General features: G+C 67.4%; 16 protein-coding genes and 3 pseudogenes. 13 read left to right on the top strand and 6 right to left on the bottom strand.

Annotated elements, in window-relative coordinates:
- Positions 1-581 (top strand): annotated as a pseudogene (locus GT354_RS09635) (ABC transporter permease); the annotation flags it as partial.
- 1,072 nt (positions 582-1,653) lie between these two features.
- On the opposite strand, the gene GT354_RS52515 reads toward GT354_RS09635, so the two are convergent.
- From GT354_RS52515 to GT354_RS09625, 3 genes are read right to left on the bottom strand one after another with little or no spacing between them, the layout of a single operon-like run.
- Positions 1,654-1,890, bottom strand: coding sequence for a hypothetical protein (locus GT354_RS52515; protein ID WP_202511696.1), 237 nt, complete (start codon positions 1,888-1,890; stop codon positions 1,654-1,656).
- 10 nt (positions 1,891-1,900) lie between these two features.
- On the bottom strand, positions 1,901-2,065 hold the full coding sequence (locus tag GT354_RS52510; protein ID WP_202511695.1) for a hypothetical protein: 165 nt from the start codon (positions 2,063-2,065) through the stop codon (positions 1,901-1,903).
- Between the two features lie 51 nt (positions 2,066-2,116).
- The gene (locus GT354_RS09625; protein ID WP_161355855.1) at positions 2,117-2,671 is read right to left on the bottom strand and encodes an AAA family ATPase; all 555 of its coding nucleotides are present in this window, start codon (positions 2,669-2,671) and stop codon (positions 2,117-2,119) included.
- Between the two features lie 109 nt (positions 2,672-2,780).
- Between GT354_RS09625 and GT354_RS09620 the strand changes: the two are divergent.
- Positions 2,781-3,371: pseudogene (locus tag GT354_RS09620) on the top strand (transposase); the annotation flags it as partial.
- 784 nt (positions 3,372-4,155) lie between these two features.
- On the opposite strand, the gene GT354_RS09615 reads toward GT354_RS09620, so the two are convergent.
- Both GT354_RS09615 and GT354_RS09610 read right to left on the bottom strand, forming a co-directional pair.
- Positions 4,156-4,332 (bottom strand): DUF397 domain-containing protein, encoded by a 177-nt coding sequence (locus tag GT354_RS09615; protein ID WP_161355853.1) that lies wholly within the window; start codon positions 4,330-4,332, stop codon positions 4,156-4,158.
- Positions 4,329-5,177, bottom strand: a complete 849-nt coding sequence (locus tag GT354_RS09610) for a helix-turn-helix transcriptional regulator (RefSeq protein ID WP_161355852.1) — start codon at positions 5,175-5,177, stop codon at positions 4,329-4,331. Before GT354_RS09610 ends, GT354_RS09615 begins: the two co-directional genes overlap by 4 nt.
- Positions 5,178-5,318: 141 nt before the next feature.
- On the opposite strand from GT354_RS09610, the gene GT354_RS09605 reads away from it, so the two are divergent.
- From GT354_RS09605 to GT354_RS09575, 7 genes and pseudogenes are all read left to right on the top strand, one after another.
- A complete protein-coding gene (locus tag GT354_RS09605) occupies positions 5,319-5,858 on the top strand; it encodes an ATP-binding protein (RefSeq protein WP_161355851.1) in 540 nt (179 codons plus the stop codon).
- 353 nt (positions 5,859-6,211) lie between these two features.
- Positions 6,212-7,199: pseudogene (locus tag GT354_RS09600) on the top strand (IS5 family transposase).
- A gap of 304 nt (positions 7,200-7,503) precedes the next feature.
- Positions 7,504-7,764: a hypothetical protein gene (locus tag GT354_RS09595; RefSeq protein WP_161355850.1), complete on the top strand. Its 261-nt coding sequence runs from the start codon at positions 7,504-7,506 to the stop codon at positions 7,762-7,764.
- A gap of 113 nt (positions 7,765-7,877) precedes the next feature.
- A complete protein-coding gene (locus tag GT354_RS09590) occupies positions 7,878-8,078 on the top strand; it encodes a hypothetical protein (RefSeq protein WP_161355849.1) in 201 nt (66 codons plus the stop codon).
- Entirely contained in the window at positions 8,044-8,721 is a 678-nt protein-coding gene (locus tag GT354_RS09585) for a hypothetical protein (RefSeq protein WP_161355848.1), read from the top strand. Before GT354_RS09590 ends, GT354_RS09585 begins: the two co-directional genes overlap by 35 nt.
- A 705-nt stretch (positions 8,722-9,426) precedes the next feature.
- Positions 9,427-10,833 (top strand): NAD-dependent malic enzyme, encoded by a 1,407-nt coding sequence (locus GT354_RS09580; RefSeq protein WP_161355847.1) that lies wholly within the window; start codon positions 9,427-9,429, stop codon positions 10,831-10,833.
- Between the two features lie 234 nt (positions 10,834-11,067).
- Positions 11,068-11,349 (top strand): HU family DNA-binding protein, encoded by a 282-nt coding sequence (locus GT354_RS09575; RefSeq protein WP_161355846.1) that lies wholly within the window; start codon positions 11,068-11,070, stop codon positions 11,347-11,349.
- 158 nt (positions 11,350-11,507) lie between these two features.
- Here GT354_RS09575 and murA read toward each other — a convergent pair whose 3' ends face one another.
- Positions 11,508-12,851: a UDP-N-acetylglucosamine 1-carboxyvinyltransferase gene (murA, locus tag GT354_RS09570; protein WP_161355845.1), complete on the bottom strand. Its 1,344-nt coding sequence runs from the start codon at positions 12,849-12,851 to the stop codon at positions 11,508-11,510.
- Between the two features lie 151 nt (positions 12,852-13,002).
- Between murA and GT354_RS09565 the strand changes: the two genes are divergently transcribed.
- The 4 genes from GT354_RS09565 to GT354_RS09550 form a co-directional block, all read left to right on the top strand.
- Positions 13,003-13,377 carry a VanZ family protein gene (locus GT354_RS09565; RefSeq protein WP_161355844.1) on the top strand — a complete coding sequence of 125 codons (375 nt, stop codon included), beginning with the start codon at positions 13,003-13,005 and terminating at the stop codon, positions 13,375-13,377.
- Between the two features lie 4 nt (positions 13,378-13,381).
- Positions 13,382-13,939 carry a YqgE/AlgH family protein gene (locus tag GT354_RS09560; protein ID WP_161355843.1) on the top strand — a complete coding sequence of 186 codons (558 nt, stop codon included), beginning with the start codon at positions 13,382-13,384 and terminating at the stop codon, positions 13,937-13,939.
- Between the two features lie 577 nt (positions 13,940-14,516).
- Entirely contained in the window at positions 14,517-14,840 is a 324-nt protein-coding gene (locus tag GT354_RS09555; protein ID WP_161355842.1) for a DUF3039 domain-containing protein, read from the top strand.
- Positions 14,841-15,070: 230 nt separating this feature from the next.
- On the top strand, positions 15,071-15,715 hold a 645-nt coding region (locus tag GT354_RS09550; RefSeq protein WP_161355841.1), incomplete at its 3' end, for an FAD binding domain-containing protein.

Below are 15,715 nucleotides of genomic sequence, written 5' to 3'. Positions count from 1 at the left end.
GGGCCGTGCCGGTCGTCGACGTCGTACCGGCTCCGGCGGACGATCCGCGCGGGGCGGGACTGGGCGGGGCGGTGTTGCCGCTGGTGATGACCGCGATGCTCAGCGGAATCTTCCTGACCCTGGCCGTGCCGAAGCTGCGCCTGCGCCTCGCCGGCGCCGGCCTGTTCGCAGTCCTGGGCGGGTTCGCGGCCACGGGGATGCTTCAGGGGTGGGTCGGCGCCCTGACGGGCCCGTACGCGGTCAACGCGGGCGCGGTGATGCTGCTCATGCTCTCCGTCAACCTGCCGATCATCGGCTTCGCCGCCCTGCTCGGTCGGCCGGGCATCGGGATCGGCGCGGTCACCATGTTCATGATCGGCAACCCGCTGTCGGGAATGACCAGCGCCCCGGAGATGCTCCCGCAACCATGGGGCGCCCTGGGCCAGTTCCTGCCACCGGGCGCGGGCGGCAACCTCCTGCGCTCGACCGCCTTCTTCGACGGCAACGGCGCAGGCGAACACTTGGTGGTGCTGGCGGCGTGGATCGCCTTGGGCGCGGTTTTGGCTTCCGTGGCGGCGGCCCGCTCGGTACGAAGGGCGTAGTACGTGCGCCTGGCTCGCGGGCTGTCGCCGGGTCCGCGACCGGAGCCGGGTCGAGCCGGCCGAGTGCCTCGTGCGGGCGGGGCGCACCGATGGGCCGGCGTCGGTCCTGGACGCCGCTCGGTAGATCCGCACGCCGGCGTTGCAGGTGTCCTGCTACGGGTCCGGCCGGACCGGGCCGCGGGCGAAGGCGATGCGATGCAGGCGCCGGCGGCCGTGCTCGGCATCGACGTGCTTCTGCACGAACGCAAGCTCCCGGAATGCTTCACCGAGCCGGGGACGTCGCCGAGGCGCGGCACGAGAACGGGTTGTCGATGGCGCTCGCGAAGGCGAGCGTCACACCGAACTCGACCTCACCGAAAGCCAACGGGCCACCAAGCCGGGCTTACCCAGGCGAACACTTCCGGGATCGAAGGCGTCGACGCCGTGCCTACCCTCCCGTTACCGGCCGAGGTGGCCAAGACTCCGGGCGCCTTGCTCGATCTCGCCTTGGACGACGAGACCCGACAGATCTCTCCGGCCGCAGGCCAGGCGGAGGTTTTGGCTGGATGTCGTCGAGGAGCTTGGCGGCCTCGGCGGGGTCTATGAGATTGGACCATGCCTGCTCGGCGGTCCGCAGTGAGCACTCAGGCAAGGAGAATTCGGGAAACCAGCCGTCGAGGTCACAGCCCGGAACCAGATCCAGGACCGTGACCGAGATCGCGTCGGGCACCGAACCGACGATTCGAACCGCGACGTAGGTCTCGTGACCCTGGGCCGCACGGATTTGGATGCCGAGCGACGCGCCACCGATCGTGTCCATGTGTTCTTGCCCGTCGAGTAGGGACGCGCGGGCAAGTTCGCGGACCACTGCGGCGAGACGACGTCCGAAACGGGCAGCGGCTTCGGCCGCGTAGCGTGCACGGTCGGCATCGGTGGGAAGCAGACGCGCTGTGTACGTCTTCGTAGTCGAAGGCGATGTGTGCTGGGCGTTGTAACGCGATCGCGCCGCCTCCGTACTCATGGCGAGGGCAGCGTGGAAATCGTCGGTGCTGCCGTCCTCACGGTGGCCGGCCGCGATCAGAAGGCCCTGACGTCAGTGCCGGTTTCGTCTGCCCACACGGCGCCACGCCAAATGCTGAATTTTCGCTTTGAACAGAACCCGATCGTCGACGGAGGCGATGCGTTCGCGTGGTGTTTCCGAGGCAGTGAACTGCTGCTTTACCTTGGTCAACAGCGGATGGTTGATCTCGTCGAGAGGCTCGTCCACCGAACTCGGAAGCAGTGTCAGATCCTCGCGCAGGCAGCGCAACGTCGGTCGAACACGGGACATGTGTGATTCGTCAATCCTTCTCGTCGACCCCGCCGACCGCGTCGAGTTGTTCGCGGGTCAGTCCTGCCAAGAGAGCGACTCGGGCAGCGCGCGTACCGTCGAGCTGGTGCATCTCCTCGCGCCGGGCATCGAGGTAGAACTGCACGGCCTCGGCTACCAGGTCTTTCTTTGTCATGCCCGAGAAGTTAGGGGTGGCCCGTGCCCGCACCCGCTCCAATCAGCAAGGTCAGGACTTGAGGGGGGCGTGCTGCCCGGCCCAACCGGTGGCGGCCACCACCTCGCGTGCGATATCCACGACCGGCCGCCCGTCGGTTACCACGCGCACAGTTCCGGCCGGGACTCCTTGCTCCAGGAGCCGCGCCTTGCGGATGCTGCCCTCCAACTCCCGCTCCAACTCCGATCCGAGTTCCCGGCCGGCCAGACGCTCGCGGGTAGTGACATCGGACGCTGTGAGCAGGACCCGCACGATCCGTACCCCGGCTCCCATGGCCCGCTCGAACATGCCCGTGGCCTCGGGCAACACGCTCACGGTGTTGGTATAGATCAGACGGCGGTAACCACGCTGCGCGAAGTTCGCCCACACGGCCGTCAGATTGCTCTCGGTAATCTCCGACCGGTCAGGGTCCCCTTCCGGTGCCGGGTGAACCTGTCCCATGAAGTCGCCCTCGATGATGGCGTGCGCGACCGCTACGGCGCGCAGTTGCGCCGAAACCTCCCACCCCACCGACGTCTTGCCGACACCGGCTCGGCCTCCGATGAGAAGTACTTCCACGTCATCCATGGGAGCAGGGTGGCAGGCGGTGATCGCCATACGCGAGTGAATATGGCACCGCCCTTGCTGGAGGTTGGTGCGGGCCGTTCGAGTTCGGGGTGGTCGTGCGTTGGATCTGCGAACGAACCTGACCATGCGTCGACTCGGACCGTTGTTCGGTGTCTCGCACGCGGCGGCGCATCGCATCGTCGACCGTCACAGTCCCTTTCTCGCGCTCGACCCGCCGCGGGCGAAACTGCGGGCGGGCGAGGTGGTGATCTCGGACGGCACGCTGGTTCTGACGCGGGATCGCGAGGTGGCGGCGTCGAAGAACTACCGGTTCTCGACGAATCTCCAGGTCATGGTCCACGCGGACACCCATCTGGTCCTCGCGGTGGGGCGTCCGTCGCCCGGGAACCGCAACGACTGTCGGGCGTTCGCCGAGTCGGGCGTGGACACTGCGTGCGGTGACGCCACGGTCCCGGCAGACGGCGCCTACCGGGGAACCGGCGCCCTGATCCCGCATTGCCGTGCCGTCGGGCAGGTCGAGCTCGTGGCCTGGAAGGAGGAGCACAACCGCGACCATCGTCGGGTTCGGGCCCACGTCGAGCACGTCTTTTCCCGCATGAAGAACCGGAAGGCCCTGCGCAACTGTCGCCGCAAGGGAGACGGCGTTTTCCGGGCCGTCAGCGCGGTCGCTCGCATGCACGATCTCGCCCTGATCGGTTGAGAGAGCGTCAAGAACCACCCCCTGCAGCTGACTTCGTGAGTTACGAGACAACCTTTACTGTGGTGGCACCGATCGCCGGGGCGGCTTCGACGCATTCCTGGATCGACGCGTTCGACGGCGGTTCGGGGCCTGTTTCCAGGCCCGCGGCCGGAGCCAGGTCGAGTCGGCCGAGTGCCTCGTGCAGGCGAGCACCGATGGGCCGGTGTCGGCCCCGGATGCCGCCCGGTGGATCCGCACGCTGGTGGTGCAGGTGCCCTGCTACGAGTCCGGCCGGACCTGGCCGCGGGCGAAGGCGGTGCGGGCGCCGGCGGACCGTGCTCGGCATCGACGTGCTCTTGCGCGAACGTGAGCTCCCGGAATGCTTCACCGAGCCGGGGGACGTCGCCGAGGCGCGGCACGAGGTCCGGTTGTCGATGGCGCTCGCGAAGGTGAGCGTTACACCCGGACTCGACCCTCGACCTCGCCGAGAGTCAACCGGTTGCCAAGCCGGGCTTACCCAGGCGAACACTTCCGGGATCGAAGGCGCCGACGCCGTGCCTACCCTCCCGCTACCGGCCGAGGTGGCCAAGACTCCGGGCGCCCTTCTCGATCTCGCCTTGGACGGCGAGACCCGACAGATCTCTCCGGCTGCAGGCCAAGCGGAGGCCATCGCTATATGTCGTCGAGCAGCTTGGCGGCCTCGGCGGGGTCTATGAGATCGGACATGCCGCCTCACTGGACCGCAGCGAAGCCTGATCCCACACGCGGGACACGGGACACGCCTTATCAGTGCGGCTGACGAGCATTACTCGTTCTTCACAGCCTCGATCAGTGCGATCCAGGATGTGGAAGGCAAGGCAAAGGCACCGTGCGAGCGATTTTTGGTGTCGCGAACAGCGGTGGTGCGCACATCGAGTCGAGCGACTTCGATACAGTCCGTGTCATGGCCCGAGTAGGAAGATTTACGCCATTCTATGGTCATGACTCGTCCAATCGCTTGGCGATGAGTTCGCGGGTGCCTGTCTGATTCATGGCGGCTGTGCTCAAGTGGTCGAGGTAGCGGCGGTAGCGTTTGACGTCTCTGTCGCTGTCTTTGGAGACGATCCCTCCTTGGTGCTCGATGAACACCATATTCGGGTCTCGGGCGTCAGGGAAGGTCAAGATGGTGAAGGCGCCGACCAGAACGCCTTGCATGGACGCGTGCTGAATCAGTCGCAGATCCACGTTGCTCAACCGGGTCATGTCGAGCAGGTGTCTCAACTGAGCTTGCATGACATTGCGTCCCCCGTACTCGTTGTGCAACACGGATTCCGTGATCACGGCCGATACTTTGACGGCGGCGCGCGAGGTGATTATCTCTTGGCGCTTCATCCTGATCTCAGTGAGCGCATCGGCGGTGTCCGGATCTGGCACGAAGGGCCCGCAGGTGATCACCGCCCGCGCGTAGCCCTCGGACTGGAGAAGCCCGGGAATCAGGCTGGAGTGGGCGGTGGAGATCCCCGCAGCGTGTGCTTCGAGGGAGATGAACTCTTCGTAGGCTGAGGTGATCAGGTCTGCGTATTCGTTCCACCATCGTCGGCCTCCGGTGTCCTGGCGGATCCAATCTTCCAAACGTGCCAATGCGTCCCTATCGATGCTGTACATCGATGCGATCAGATGCAGGTCGTGTCGCGAGATGGGCATCTTCGCAGTCTCGATGCGACTGAGCTTGGACTTATTCCAGTCGATCGCATCACTCACCATGTCGAGGCTCAGGCCCTGTTGTCGCCGCAGCTTTCGCAACTCGTTGCCGATTCGCCGACGGGCGTATGTGGGGGTTGCAGGCATTCGTCGCCTCCTTGGTGACGCAGGTATGCCTCACATCCTCGTAGAACCATGAAGGGAAATTCACCCAGACCATCCCCGTTCACTCGATCGAGTGGAACGTTCCCGGATTCATTCCATGGAACGTTCCCTTCACTGCATGATGTGAATCGCGGCCCTGCTGGATGGCGGGCCGCTGCTGCGCGCAGCGACATGTGGTACCTCGCCCGCAACCCCTGGGAGAAGGACATGTCCGCAGCAAGAAGGCCCTTCGACCCCCTGGCTCGGCCGACCGTCGGGCAGGGCTATCAGCCTGTGATCGCCGTGGAATGCGCGGCCATGGGCGTCTACGCGAAGTCCGTGCGTGACCTCACGAGGGACGCGGCCGGACAAGCCGGAGCCTGTGAGCATGCCGCCGACACCGTGCGGCTGCTCACCGGTGAACTGTTCGCCAACTGCGTTCGGCACGCGCCCGACACCAATGTGCGCGTCGCCCTTTTCCGCGACACCGCGACCAACAAACTCGTGGTGGCCGTGGACGACACCGGTCGATCGGTGGTGGTCGTCCCTGACCAACCCGACCTACCGCCCAACGGCGCGGAGAGCGGATACGGCCTGCCGCTTCTTCGTGCGCTCGCCGCCGACTGTGGGGCGATCCCCTTCGGGGGCGGCAAGCGCGTCTGGTTCGTGCTCGACCTCAACTGAACAACCGTCAGTCCCAGAAAACCCACGGCGCCCCGAGGGAGCATGCCGCGCGTCCACCGCCGTCGGCGGAAGGACACGGCCGCCGCCCCGTCTCGATCCTGCGGCGCCGACCGGCCGGAAGGCCATCACACGAACGATGGGTCCGGCCGGACCCGAGGTCGCCGCCGGCGGCGACCCGGCCGCACCCGTCGCCAACCGCAACCCCACCCCCTCCACGGACGAGTGGGCGTCCCGCGAGCTGCACCGACACCTACGCCGGCGCGGTGCCAAGGCCCGTCGCCCCGGACGTTCTGGCAACTAGAGCCTGTACGGAGTTGTGATCAGTCCTGTTCGTGAACTGGTAGAACACTGTCGTGGCGCGACGTGAACTCCTCGATGACGAGTGGCAGTTGATCGAACCGTTCCTGCCGACAGGTGAGTTCGGGCCGTATCCGCAACGGTTGCGGGACCGGTTCGAAGGGGTGGTCTGGCGGTTTCGCACCGGCAGCCGGTGGCGGGAGGTCCCGCCGGAGTTCGGAGCCTGGTCGACGGTCTACGACCGGTTCCGCCAATGGCGCGACGCCGGTGTGTTCGCGGCTCTGATGGACGCGACGATCACCGAGGCGGCCCGCCGCGGGCAGGTGGACATGTCGCTGGTCAGCGTGGATTCCACGGTGGTGCGTGCCCATCAGGACGCGGCGGGCCTGCGCGTGGGCGAGGGGGTTCTCGCCGCCCTGGAGGACGCCGCCGGCCGAACAAAGGGGGAACGCGAAAAGCGCAAACAGGGCAAGCCGATCGGGACGACGATCCCGACCGCCTCGAACGACGCCGGATCCGACGCCGACGCCGAGCACGGCTGAAGGCGGCGGACATCGGGCGCTCGCGCGGCGGATTGACCTCCAAGGTCCACCTCGCGTGCGACCGGCGCTGCCGCCCCCTGGCGTTCACGCTCACCGAGGGACAGGCCGCGGACAGCCCGCGGTTCGTCCCCGTCCTGCGCAAGGTCAAGGTGCGCGGCCCGGTCGGTCGACCGCGCACCCGACCCGACGCCGTGGCGCCGACATGGCCTACTCCTCCCGCGCCAACCGCGCCCACCTGCGCAGACGCGACATCAAGGTGGTCATCCCCGAGAAGGCGGACCAGGCCGCCCACCGGAAACGCAAGGGCAGCCGGGGCGGACGACCCCTTTCCCACGACGCCGACCTCTACCGCGATCGCAACACCGTCGAACGGCTGATCAACAAGCTCAAGGCCTGGCGCGGGCCGGCAACCCGTTATGACGAAACACCCGAAAGCTTCCTGGCGGGACTTCACCTACGGGGCACGACCATCTGGATCCGCAGCCTCCACCCCGCCGAATAAACGCAACTCCGTACAGGCTCTAAGCGCCGCGAACGCATCGGCAGCGAAAGCAGCACCCACTGCGGCGGATTCAGACGCCACCCAGGACCCAAGCCGACCTGTCCCAGGCGCGGCGTGGCTGTTTCACAGCATCCGTCGCGGCTGGGAGAGAGCTCTCACGATCCGGATGTCTGTACGTACTGTCCGTAGTTGAATGCGATCGCTTTGGCAAGGTCGCACCCAGGTGCGACTGTCGGAAGTGTGACGGGGGGTTGTGATGGCGGCCGACGGTTTGTAGATCGATGAGGCACAGATCAAGGGATCAGTGCCGACGTTCACAGCCCAAGCCGATCAATTACGGGCTGCGGCGGATGCGTTCAAGCGGGAGTTGGCCGGGTTGGGGGCGCCTTGGGGGAACGACGAGAACGGCCGGAAGTTCGGGGCCACCTTCGCGGCGAACCAGGATGCGATCGTGCGTGGCGCGGACAACCTGGTGTTGGGCATGGCAAGTATTGGCCCCACGCTCGTGGCGATGGCGGAGAATACCGTGACCCGGGACCAGGCCAATGCCGATCTCATGAGTTGACCGGGGCGCGGCCGTGGGTTGGGGGATAGTCGGAGACGCCTTGGACAAGGCAGGGATCTCGCGGAGGACGGCCTGGAAAAGGCCGGCGACGTGGCCGAGGCGGGCTGGAAAAGGTGGGCGACGCGGTCGACTTCGTCGTCGATCTCGCGGATGCCACCCTGGACGAGTGCATGAGCGTGCTCAAGGGTCTGGTCAGCCTCGGTGACGAGGCGGTGGAGCAGGTCATCCAGTTCCTGGGGCTGCCCTGGCCCGAGGCCCGCTGTTGCCTGAGGAGCTTCGATGTTGCCGAGCGCCGGATCGTGCGCCATCTGTGACCGTCAGCTGTTTCCGGTGCCCATGTGGGTCGGGATGGTGCCGCCGCTCTGGAACGTCCTGGCCACCTGGAAGAGCGCTCCTTCCTTCTTCAGTGGCGAGCTGCATTTCTCTTGCCTGCGCACCTGGCCGCATCGTCGAAACCTTCGAGCAGAATTGATCGACGTCCTGACCACGGAGTCGCACTCCATCGCGATTACGGTGCCAGATATCGATGACCCGTACATCGTGCATCGTCGCAGCTTCGGGTTCGAGCACATGATGCATGATGGACAAACGTGCCAGATCTTTGGGGCGGCACACACTCGCGCGCTTCTGGTGATCGAGAACGACGGTCCCTGGTTTTTTCTGTCGGACAGTCAACGCACGGCCGTGGAGAACGGCGACGAGTGGCAGTCGGAGCCGGTTGTGGAAGAGGTTTTTCTACGCGAGCCCATCGCGGGGGATATCTCCGGCATGAATTTCGGGCAGGTGGTGGATGCTGCGGGCGTCGGCGATTTCTATGGCGGACCCGACGGTTGGCGATCCATTGATTACGAGTTTCTGGCGTTCGATGTCGAAAAGCGCATCTTGACGTATTCGGTGGCCACAGGAACAGGGTTGCCGCAAGAAGCAGCCCACATCATCGGTGAATGGAAGTCCTGAGTGGCGGTCGTTCCAGCCGGCTCCGGGGGCCGACGGTACCCATCGCGTTGAACGGTCGGCGATCCGATTCCGCGTTCCGACGTCCACCACGCGGTGCCATTCGGGACGCGTCGGCCGGTTGCCTACGAAGGACCCAGCGACTGGGTTGTGCCGGGCCGTCGCTACTTCGCACGGGTGGGGAACGTCTCGATCAGAGGACGCGGTCGGGCTGGTTCAGGGCGGACGGACCACATCGCACACTCTTACGCGTTCAGTGCGAGCGATGGTCGAGTCCCTGTCGACGATGGCCTCACCGCCGGCGACACTGCGGGCGGTTCCATCGGGCTGCTTCGCCAAGAACCTGCTCGGCCCGGGTCCGATGCGGGGGCGTTCGACAAACGCGAACCGGCGGCCCCTGGGGTGGGGCCGCCGGTTTGGGATGTATAGGACACCGACCCGCCAATGCTCGCCTCGCGGCAAGTGGTCCCTCTAGGGGACTAATGGTTGGGCCCGGGGGCTTGGATCGAGCCGGTGTCATGGACAGCGTAGCCGACGTGTCCGGTGAGGCCGGGACGATCGGTGAGGGGTGAGGATCACAGTTTGCGGGGGCTTGGCGCCCGGGTAGAGCGGGGCCCGACCGCGTCCGTGTCCACGAAGTGAGACCATCGGGAGCGATGCGGCGCCTTGGGAGACGGGGTGCCGCAGCGATCGGAGGAGAAAGAGTTCATGCCCGCAGCGCCAAGCGCCTCGTACTCGATCACGGCCCGACTGGAAGTCCCCGCAGGTGGCCGGGCGGTCAGCCAACTCACGAACACGGTGGAATCCGCCGGGGGGTCGGTCACCGCGCTCGACGTCACGGCGTCGGGCCACGAGCGGCTGCGGATCGACGTCACGATCGCCGCCACCTCGACCGAACACGCCGATCGACTCGTCGCGGCGGTCCGTGAGATCGAGGGGGTGACCCTCGGCAAGGTCTCCGACCGAACCTTCCTGATGCACCTCGGCGGCAAGATCGAGATGCAGTCCAAGCACCCGATCCGCAACCGTGACGACCTGTCGATGGTCTACACCCCGGGCGTGGCCCGCGTGTGTATGGCCATCGCGGAAAACCCCGACGACGCACGCCGGTTGACCATCAAGCGCAACACCGTCGCGGTGGTCACCGACGGCTCCGCCGTGCTCGGTCTGGGCAACATCGGCCCCAAGGCCGCGTTGCCGGTCATGGAGGGCAAGGCGGCGCTGTTCAAGCGTTTCGCCGGCATCGACGCGTGGCCGATCTGCCTGGACACCCAGGACCCCGACGAGATCGTCCGCGCCGTGCAGGTCATGGCGCCGGGCTTCGCCGGGATCAACCTGGAGGACATCTCCGCGCCGCGCTGCTTCGAGATCGAGCGCCGGCTGCGCGAGACGCTCGACATCCCGGTCTTCCACGACGACCAGCACGGCACCGCGATCGTGGTGCTCGCGGCGCTCACCAACGCGCTGCGCGTGGTCGGCAAGAAGCTCGGCGATGTGCGCATTGTCATGTCCGGCGCGGGCGCGGCGGGCACGGCGATTCTCAAGCTGCTCCTGTCGGCGGGCGCCGGCCACGTGGTGGCCGCGGACGTTCAAGGGGTCGTGCACACGGGTCGTTCCAACATGGGCGAGGACCTGCGGTGGATCGCCGAGCACACGAACGAGCAGGGCCTCACGGGCACCCTCAAGGAAGCCGTGGTCGGCGCGGACGTGTTCATCGGCGTGTCGGCGCCGAACGTACTCGACGGCTCCGACATCGCCGCGATGGCGTCCGGCGCGATCGTGTTCGCGCTGGCCAACCCCGACCCCGAGGTGGACCCCGTGGCCGCCTTGGAGCATGCTGCGGTGGTGGCCACGGGTCGCAGCGACTTCCCGAACCAGATCAACAACGTGTTGGTCTTCCCGGGGGTTTTCCGCGGCCTGGTGGACGCCCAGAGCCGGCACATCACCAACGACATGCTCCTCGCCGCGGCGAGGGCGCTGGCGTCGGTGGTGACCGACGACGAGGTGAACCCGAACTACATCATTCCGAGTGTTTTCCACCCGGAGGTGTCCGCCGTGGTCGCCTCGGCGGTACGGGACGCGGTCCTGGCGGAACGGCAGAACCCTGCGGGGTGATCGTCGTACTGTCCGTTCGCAGCCCGGTTGCAGAGGGCCCCTAACGGCCCCGTAATCTGCCGGAACCGCGAAATCACGGGGCTTTCCCAGTGATTTCGCGTGTCCTTGATTAGCTTCCGGGCATGGATGAGTGCAGGATTCGTCCCCGGGGCAAGAACAGCGAGTTGGACTGCACCACGTTTGTGACCACGTTCGTGGGCTCAGGCGGAGGGCAGCAAGACACGGGAGTGACACATGAACCGCAGTGAGCTGGTGGCCGCCCTCGCGGAGCGCGCCGACGTGACCCGCAAGGACGCGGACGCCGTACTGAGCGCCCTCGCCGAGGTCGTCGGGGAGATCGTCGCCAAGGGTGACGAGAAGGTTTCGATTCCCGGCTTCCTCACCTTCGAGCGCACCCACCGTGCCGCCCGCACCGCGCGGAACCCGCAGACCGGTGACCCGATCGACATCCCGGCGGGCTACAGCGTCAAGGTTTCGGCGGGCTCGAAGCTCAAGGCCGCGGCCTCGGGCAAGTAAGCCCTTGGCGCCCCGGTAGAAACGGAAGGGCGGCTTCCCCTCGGGGGAGCCGCCCTTCCGGCGTTTACGGGGCCACACGGGGCCTTCAAGGCCCTTCTCGGACCCTTCCGGGACCCCGGACGGGCCTGGTGGGGCCCGGTGGGGCGGTGCGGTGTCGGTCAGGCGACGCTTTCGGCGACCCGCAGCGGCAGTTCCACGCGAGCGCCCAGGGCCTCCAGCTTGGCCTGGAAGTCCTCGTAGCCGCGTTCGATCAGGTCGATGCCGGTCACCCGCGACGTGCCCTCGGCGGCGAGTGCGGCGATCAGGTACGAGAAGCCCGCCCGCAGATCGGGGATCTCCAGGTCGGTCGCGTGCAGCTTCGAGGGCCCGGAGATGACTGCCGAGTGCTGGAAGTTGCGCTGGCCGAACCGGCACGGCGTGCCGCCCAGGCACTCGTTGTAGAGCTGGATCGTCGCGCCCATCTGGTTGAGCGCCGACGTGAAGCCAAGGCGCCGCTCGTACACCGTCTCGTGCACGATCGACAGGCCCGTGGCCTGGGTCAACGCGACCACCAGCGGCTGCTGCCAGTCGGTCTGGAAGCCCGGGTGGACGTCGGTCTCCAGGGCGATCGCGTTGAGCGGGCCGCCCGGGTGCCAGAAGCGGATGCCCTCGTCCCCGATCTCGAACGCGCCGCCGACCTGCCGGAAGACGTTCAGGAACGTCATCATGTCGAGCTGGCGGGCGCCGCGGACGAAGATGTCGCCGTGCGTGGCCAGCGCCGCGCACGCCCAGGACGCGGCCTCCAGACGGTCCGGGAGGGCACGGTGGTCGTAGCCGCCGAGGCGGGCGACGCCGATGATCCGGATCACCCGGTCGGTGGTCACCGAGATGACCGCGCCCATCTTCTGGAGTACGCAGATGAGGTCTATGATCTCCGGCTCCACCGCCGCATTGGACAGCTCGGTGGTGCCCTCCGCACGGACCGCCGCGAGCAGGACCTGCTCGGTGGCGCCGACGCTGGGGAACGGCAGGCTGACCTTGGTGCCGGTGAGCCCATTGGGCGCCTCGATGTACAGGCCCTCGGGGCGCTTGGTGATCACCGCGCCGAACTCGCGCAGGACACTCAGGTGAAAGTCGATCGGTCGGTCGCCGATCATGCAGCCGCCGAGGTCCGGGATGAACGCGCGGCCGAGACGGTGCAGGAGCGGCCCGCACAGCAGGATCGGGATGCGGCTGGAGCCGGCGTGCGCGTCGATGTCCGCGACGTTGGCCTGTTCGACCTGGGTCGGGTCCATCAGCAGTTCGCCGGGCTCGTCGCCCTCGCGCACCGCCACGCCGTGCAGTTGAAGCAGCCCGCGCACGATACGTACGTCGCTGATCTCCGGGACGTTGCGCAGTCGGCTCGGCGCCTCGCCCAGCAGCGCGGCCACCATCGCCTTGGGCACGAGGTTCTTGGCGCCCTTGACGCGAACCTCCCCCTCAAGCGGGGAACCGCCGTGAACCAAGAGCACGTCGTCTTGCATGAATCCTCGCACTTCCTAGAGAACCGCAGCCGACAGGGAAGATGGGCCGACAGCGATCTACGGTAGTCGGATTCGACCGATCCCCGTGTCGTTCGCAAGCTCTGGGGGGCTTCGTGGCAAGGGGTGTTCGACCCGGTTCGGAAGGGTTGGGATGGGCAGGGACAGGCTCGCGTACTGGGCGTTCGCGGCTGCGGTGGTACTCAATCTCGTGATTCTGTTCAATCCGGGTAGCCCCGGAGATCCGGCTACCTTCATCCCGCATCGTGACAAGATCGTGCATTTTCTTTCGTTTTCCGCCATCGCGTGGACCGGTCGGCGTGTCGGAATCTCGCCGCTCGTCCTCGGGATCGCGCTCGCGGCACACGCGGTGGAAAGCGAACTGGTCCAGCACTTCGTCCTGCCGCACCGCAGCGGTGACCCGTGGGACGCGGCGGCGGACCTGCTCGGGGCGACGGCCGGTCTCGTGTTCGCGACGCGTCTTCGTCGTGGGGCGGCTCACCGGGACTCGGTGGTTGCGGGATCATGACCCCATGACCGAGGTATCGCTCACCGGACGCCTGCTCGTGGCCACGCCCGCGCTGGCCGATCCCAACTTCGACCGGTGCGTGGTCTTCCTCTTGGAACACGACGAGGCGGGCACGCTCGGCGTGGTCATCAACCGACCGAGTCCGGTCGACGTGAACGACGTCCTCGTGCCGTGGTCGAAGATCGTCAGCCGACCGTCCGTGGTGTTCCAGGGCGGCCCGGTCGCGATGGACTCGGCCCTTGCCATCGCGTCGGTACCGGGCGGCGCGGAGCCGCTGGGGTGGCGGCGGGTGCACGGGGGGCTCGGGCTGGTGGACCTGGACGTGCCGCCCGAGTTGGTGGCCGCCGATTTCGGCTCGATGCGGGTGTTCGCGGGCTACGCGGGGTGGGGGCCCGGGCAGTTGGAGGGCGAACTCAAGCAGGGTGCGTGGTACGTGGTCGACTCCGAGCCGGGGGACGCGTTCACGCCTGATCCGGATCGGTTGTGGCGGGCGGTGTTGCGTCGGCAGCGTGGCGAACTCGCGATGGTCGCGACCTATCCGGAGGATCCGACGTTGAATTAGCTTTTGGCTGCGGTTGGGGCTGCGGTTGGGGCTGTGGTTGGGGCTGCGGTTGGGTCGGGCTGCGGGGTGGGCCTGGGGCCGGGGGCCGGCGGTTGGGTGGTCCGGGGGCGGTTTGGGCCGGGTGGGGGCGGTTCCGCCTTTGGCGGGTTCGGGAGTGTTCCCACCCGCACCACCCGTTGCGTTCGGTGTGTGGGCTGCGGATTTCGGGCGGTGGGGTGGAGCAGGTCAGGCCTCTTGGCCTGGTTCCTCGGCCTTGGGTGGGTTGCGGTCTGCGGTGGTGGGGTGGGGCAGGTCAGGCCCTTGGCCCGGTCGCCTCGGCTTTGGGTGGGCTGCGGATTTCGGGCGGTGGGGTGGGGCAGGTCAGGCCTCTTGGCCTGGTCCCTCGGCCTTGGGCGGCTGCGGTTTTGCGGCGGAAGGTCAGGCCCTTGGTTCGGTCTCCTCGGCATTGGGTGGGCTGTGGTGTTCGGGTGGTGGGGTGGAGTGGGTCGGGCTCCCTGGTTCGGTTTGTTCGGTGGGGGTTTCGTGGGGTTCCGGCCGGGGGGTCGGGCCCGGGGCGGGTCTAGTTAGACTGGTGCGTATGACCACTCCCCAGAGCTTCCCGGAGCCGGAGCACGGGACGGGTACCGGCACGCTGATCGAGGAGACGCCGAAGCTCTCCCACGGCGACGGTGACCACGAGCGTTTCGCGCACTACGTCCAGCGCGACAAGATCATGGAAAGTGCGATGTCCGGGAGTCCGGTCATCGCGCTTTGCGGGAAGGTCTGGGTGCCGGGTCGCGACCCGAAGAAGTACCCGGTCTGCCCGATGTGCAAGGAGATCTACGAGACCATGCCTGCCGGTGGTGGCGGGGACAAGGACAAGAGTGGCAAGGGTGGCCAGGGTGGAGCGGGCGGCAAGTAGCGCCTGACTCGACTTTTCGCGGTTGCTCGATTGCTGCGGCATCGCCTTTCGGCGCCGACCGGGTTTCCCGGTCGGCGCCGAATTGTTTTTGGTGGCATTTGTGGGGCAGGGCCTTTGACCTTCGGCGGGGCTCGCGGGCGTCGGCCTTCGGCTCTCGGCGGATTCGGGGGCGGGGAATGTCGGCTCCCGGGGCTCGGCGTGTGCCGGAGGCGAATAGGGTGGGCTCCGCTGTGGACGGGACGATCTTGATGCCGCTTTCGCTCGACGAGGCCGTGCAGGCGCTCGCGCGCGATCCCCGAGCCATGCCCGTCTCCGGGGGAACCGACCTGATGCCCCGGGTCAACGCCGGGACGGTACGGCCGCCGGCGTTGATCGGGTTGGCGAAGGTCGCCGATCTGCGGCGCTGGGGCTACGAGGACGGCTTCGCCACGTTGGGGGCCGGGCTCACCTGGGCCCGCCTCGCGGGGGCCGATCTGGCCTCGCTCGTACCCGCTCTCGCCGCCGCCGCCAACGAGGTCGGTACCGCTCAGGTGCGCGCGATGGGCACCCTCGGCGGCAATATCGCATCGAGCGGACCGGCCGCCGATTCCCTGCCCGTACTCGCGGCCTTGGAGGCCACCGTGTCGTGCCGTTCGCCGGGAGGCGTGCGCGAGGTCGCGCCCCACCTGCTGGCGCCCCAGGAAGGTCCGATCGCCGAACAGCTGTTGCGGCCGGGCGAGTTGATCACCGGCGTGCGGGTGCCGTTGCTGCGCGGCGTACAGGAGTTCGTCAAGGCTCCGGTCGGTGGTGGCCGGTATCTGACGCTCGCGCTCGTGGCCGGCGCGGTCGTGGGCGACGTGCGGTGCGCGGTCGGCGGGGCCCACCCCGGGCCGGTG

Source organism: Streptomyces sp. SID3343 (assembly GCF_009865215.1).
Classification (GTDB): Bacteria; Actinomycetota; Actinomycetes; order Streptomycetales; family Streptomycetaceae; genus Embleya.
This window is presented reverse-complemented; position numbering and strand designations above follow the sequence as displayed.

Excerpts from the sequence above, each read along its gene's own strand:
- murA (WP_161355845.1), bottom strand. The coding sequence starts at position 12,851 with ATGCAAGACGACGTGCTCTTGGTTCACGGCGGTTCCCCGCTTGAGGGG.
- GT354_RS09625 (WP_161355855.1), bottom strand. The coding sequence starts at position 2,671 with ATGGATGACGTGGAAGTACTTCTCATCGGAGGCCGAGCCGGTGTCGGC.
- GT354_RS09610 (WP_161355852.1), bottom strand. The coding sequence starts at position 5,177 with ATGCCTGCAACCCCCACATACGCCCGTCGGCGAATCGGCAACGAGTTG.
- GT354_RS09560 (WP_161355843.1), top strand. The coding sequence starts at position 13,382 with ATGACCGAGGTATCGCTCACCGGACGCCTGCTCGTGGCCACGCCCGCG.
- GT354_RS09565 (WP_161355844.1), top strand. The coding sequence starts at position 13,003 with ATGGGCAGGGACAGGCTCGCGTACTGGGCGTTCGCGGCTGCGGTGGTA.
- GT354_RS52510 (WP_202511695.1), bottom strand. The coding sequence starts at position 2,065 with ATGACAAAGAAAGACCTGGTAGCCGAGGCCGTGCAGTTCTACCTCGAT.
- GT354_RS52515 (WP_202511696.1), bottom strand. The coding sequence starts at position 1,890 with ATGTCCCGTGTTCGACCGACGTTGCGCTGCCTGCGCGAGGATCTGACA.
- GT354_RS09585 (WP_161355848.1), top strand. The coding sequence starts at position 8,044 with ATGTTGCCGAGCGCCGGATCGTGCGCCATCTGTGACCGTCAGCTGTTT.
- GT354_RS09580 (WP_161355847.1), top strand. The coding sequence starts at position 9,427 with ATGCCCGCAGCGCCAAGCGCCTCGTACTCGATCACGGCCCGACTGGAA.
- GT354_RS09555 (WP_161355842.1), top strand. The coding sequence starts at position 14,517 with ATGACCACTCCCCAGAGCTTCCCGGAGCCGGAGCACGGGACGGGTACC.
- GT354_RS09575 (WP_161355846.1), top strand. The coding sequence starts at position 11,068 with ATGAACCGCAGTGAGCTGGTGGCCGCCCTCGCGGAGCGCGCCGACGTG.
- GT354_RS09615 (WP_161355853.1), bottom strand. The coding sequence starts at position 4,332 with ATGACCATAGAATGGCGTAAATCTTCCTACTCGGGCCATGACACGGAC.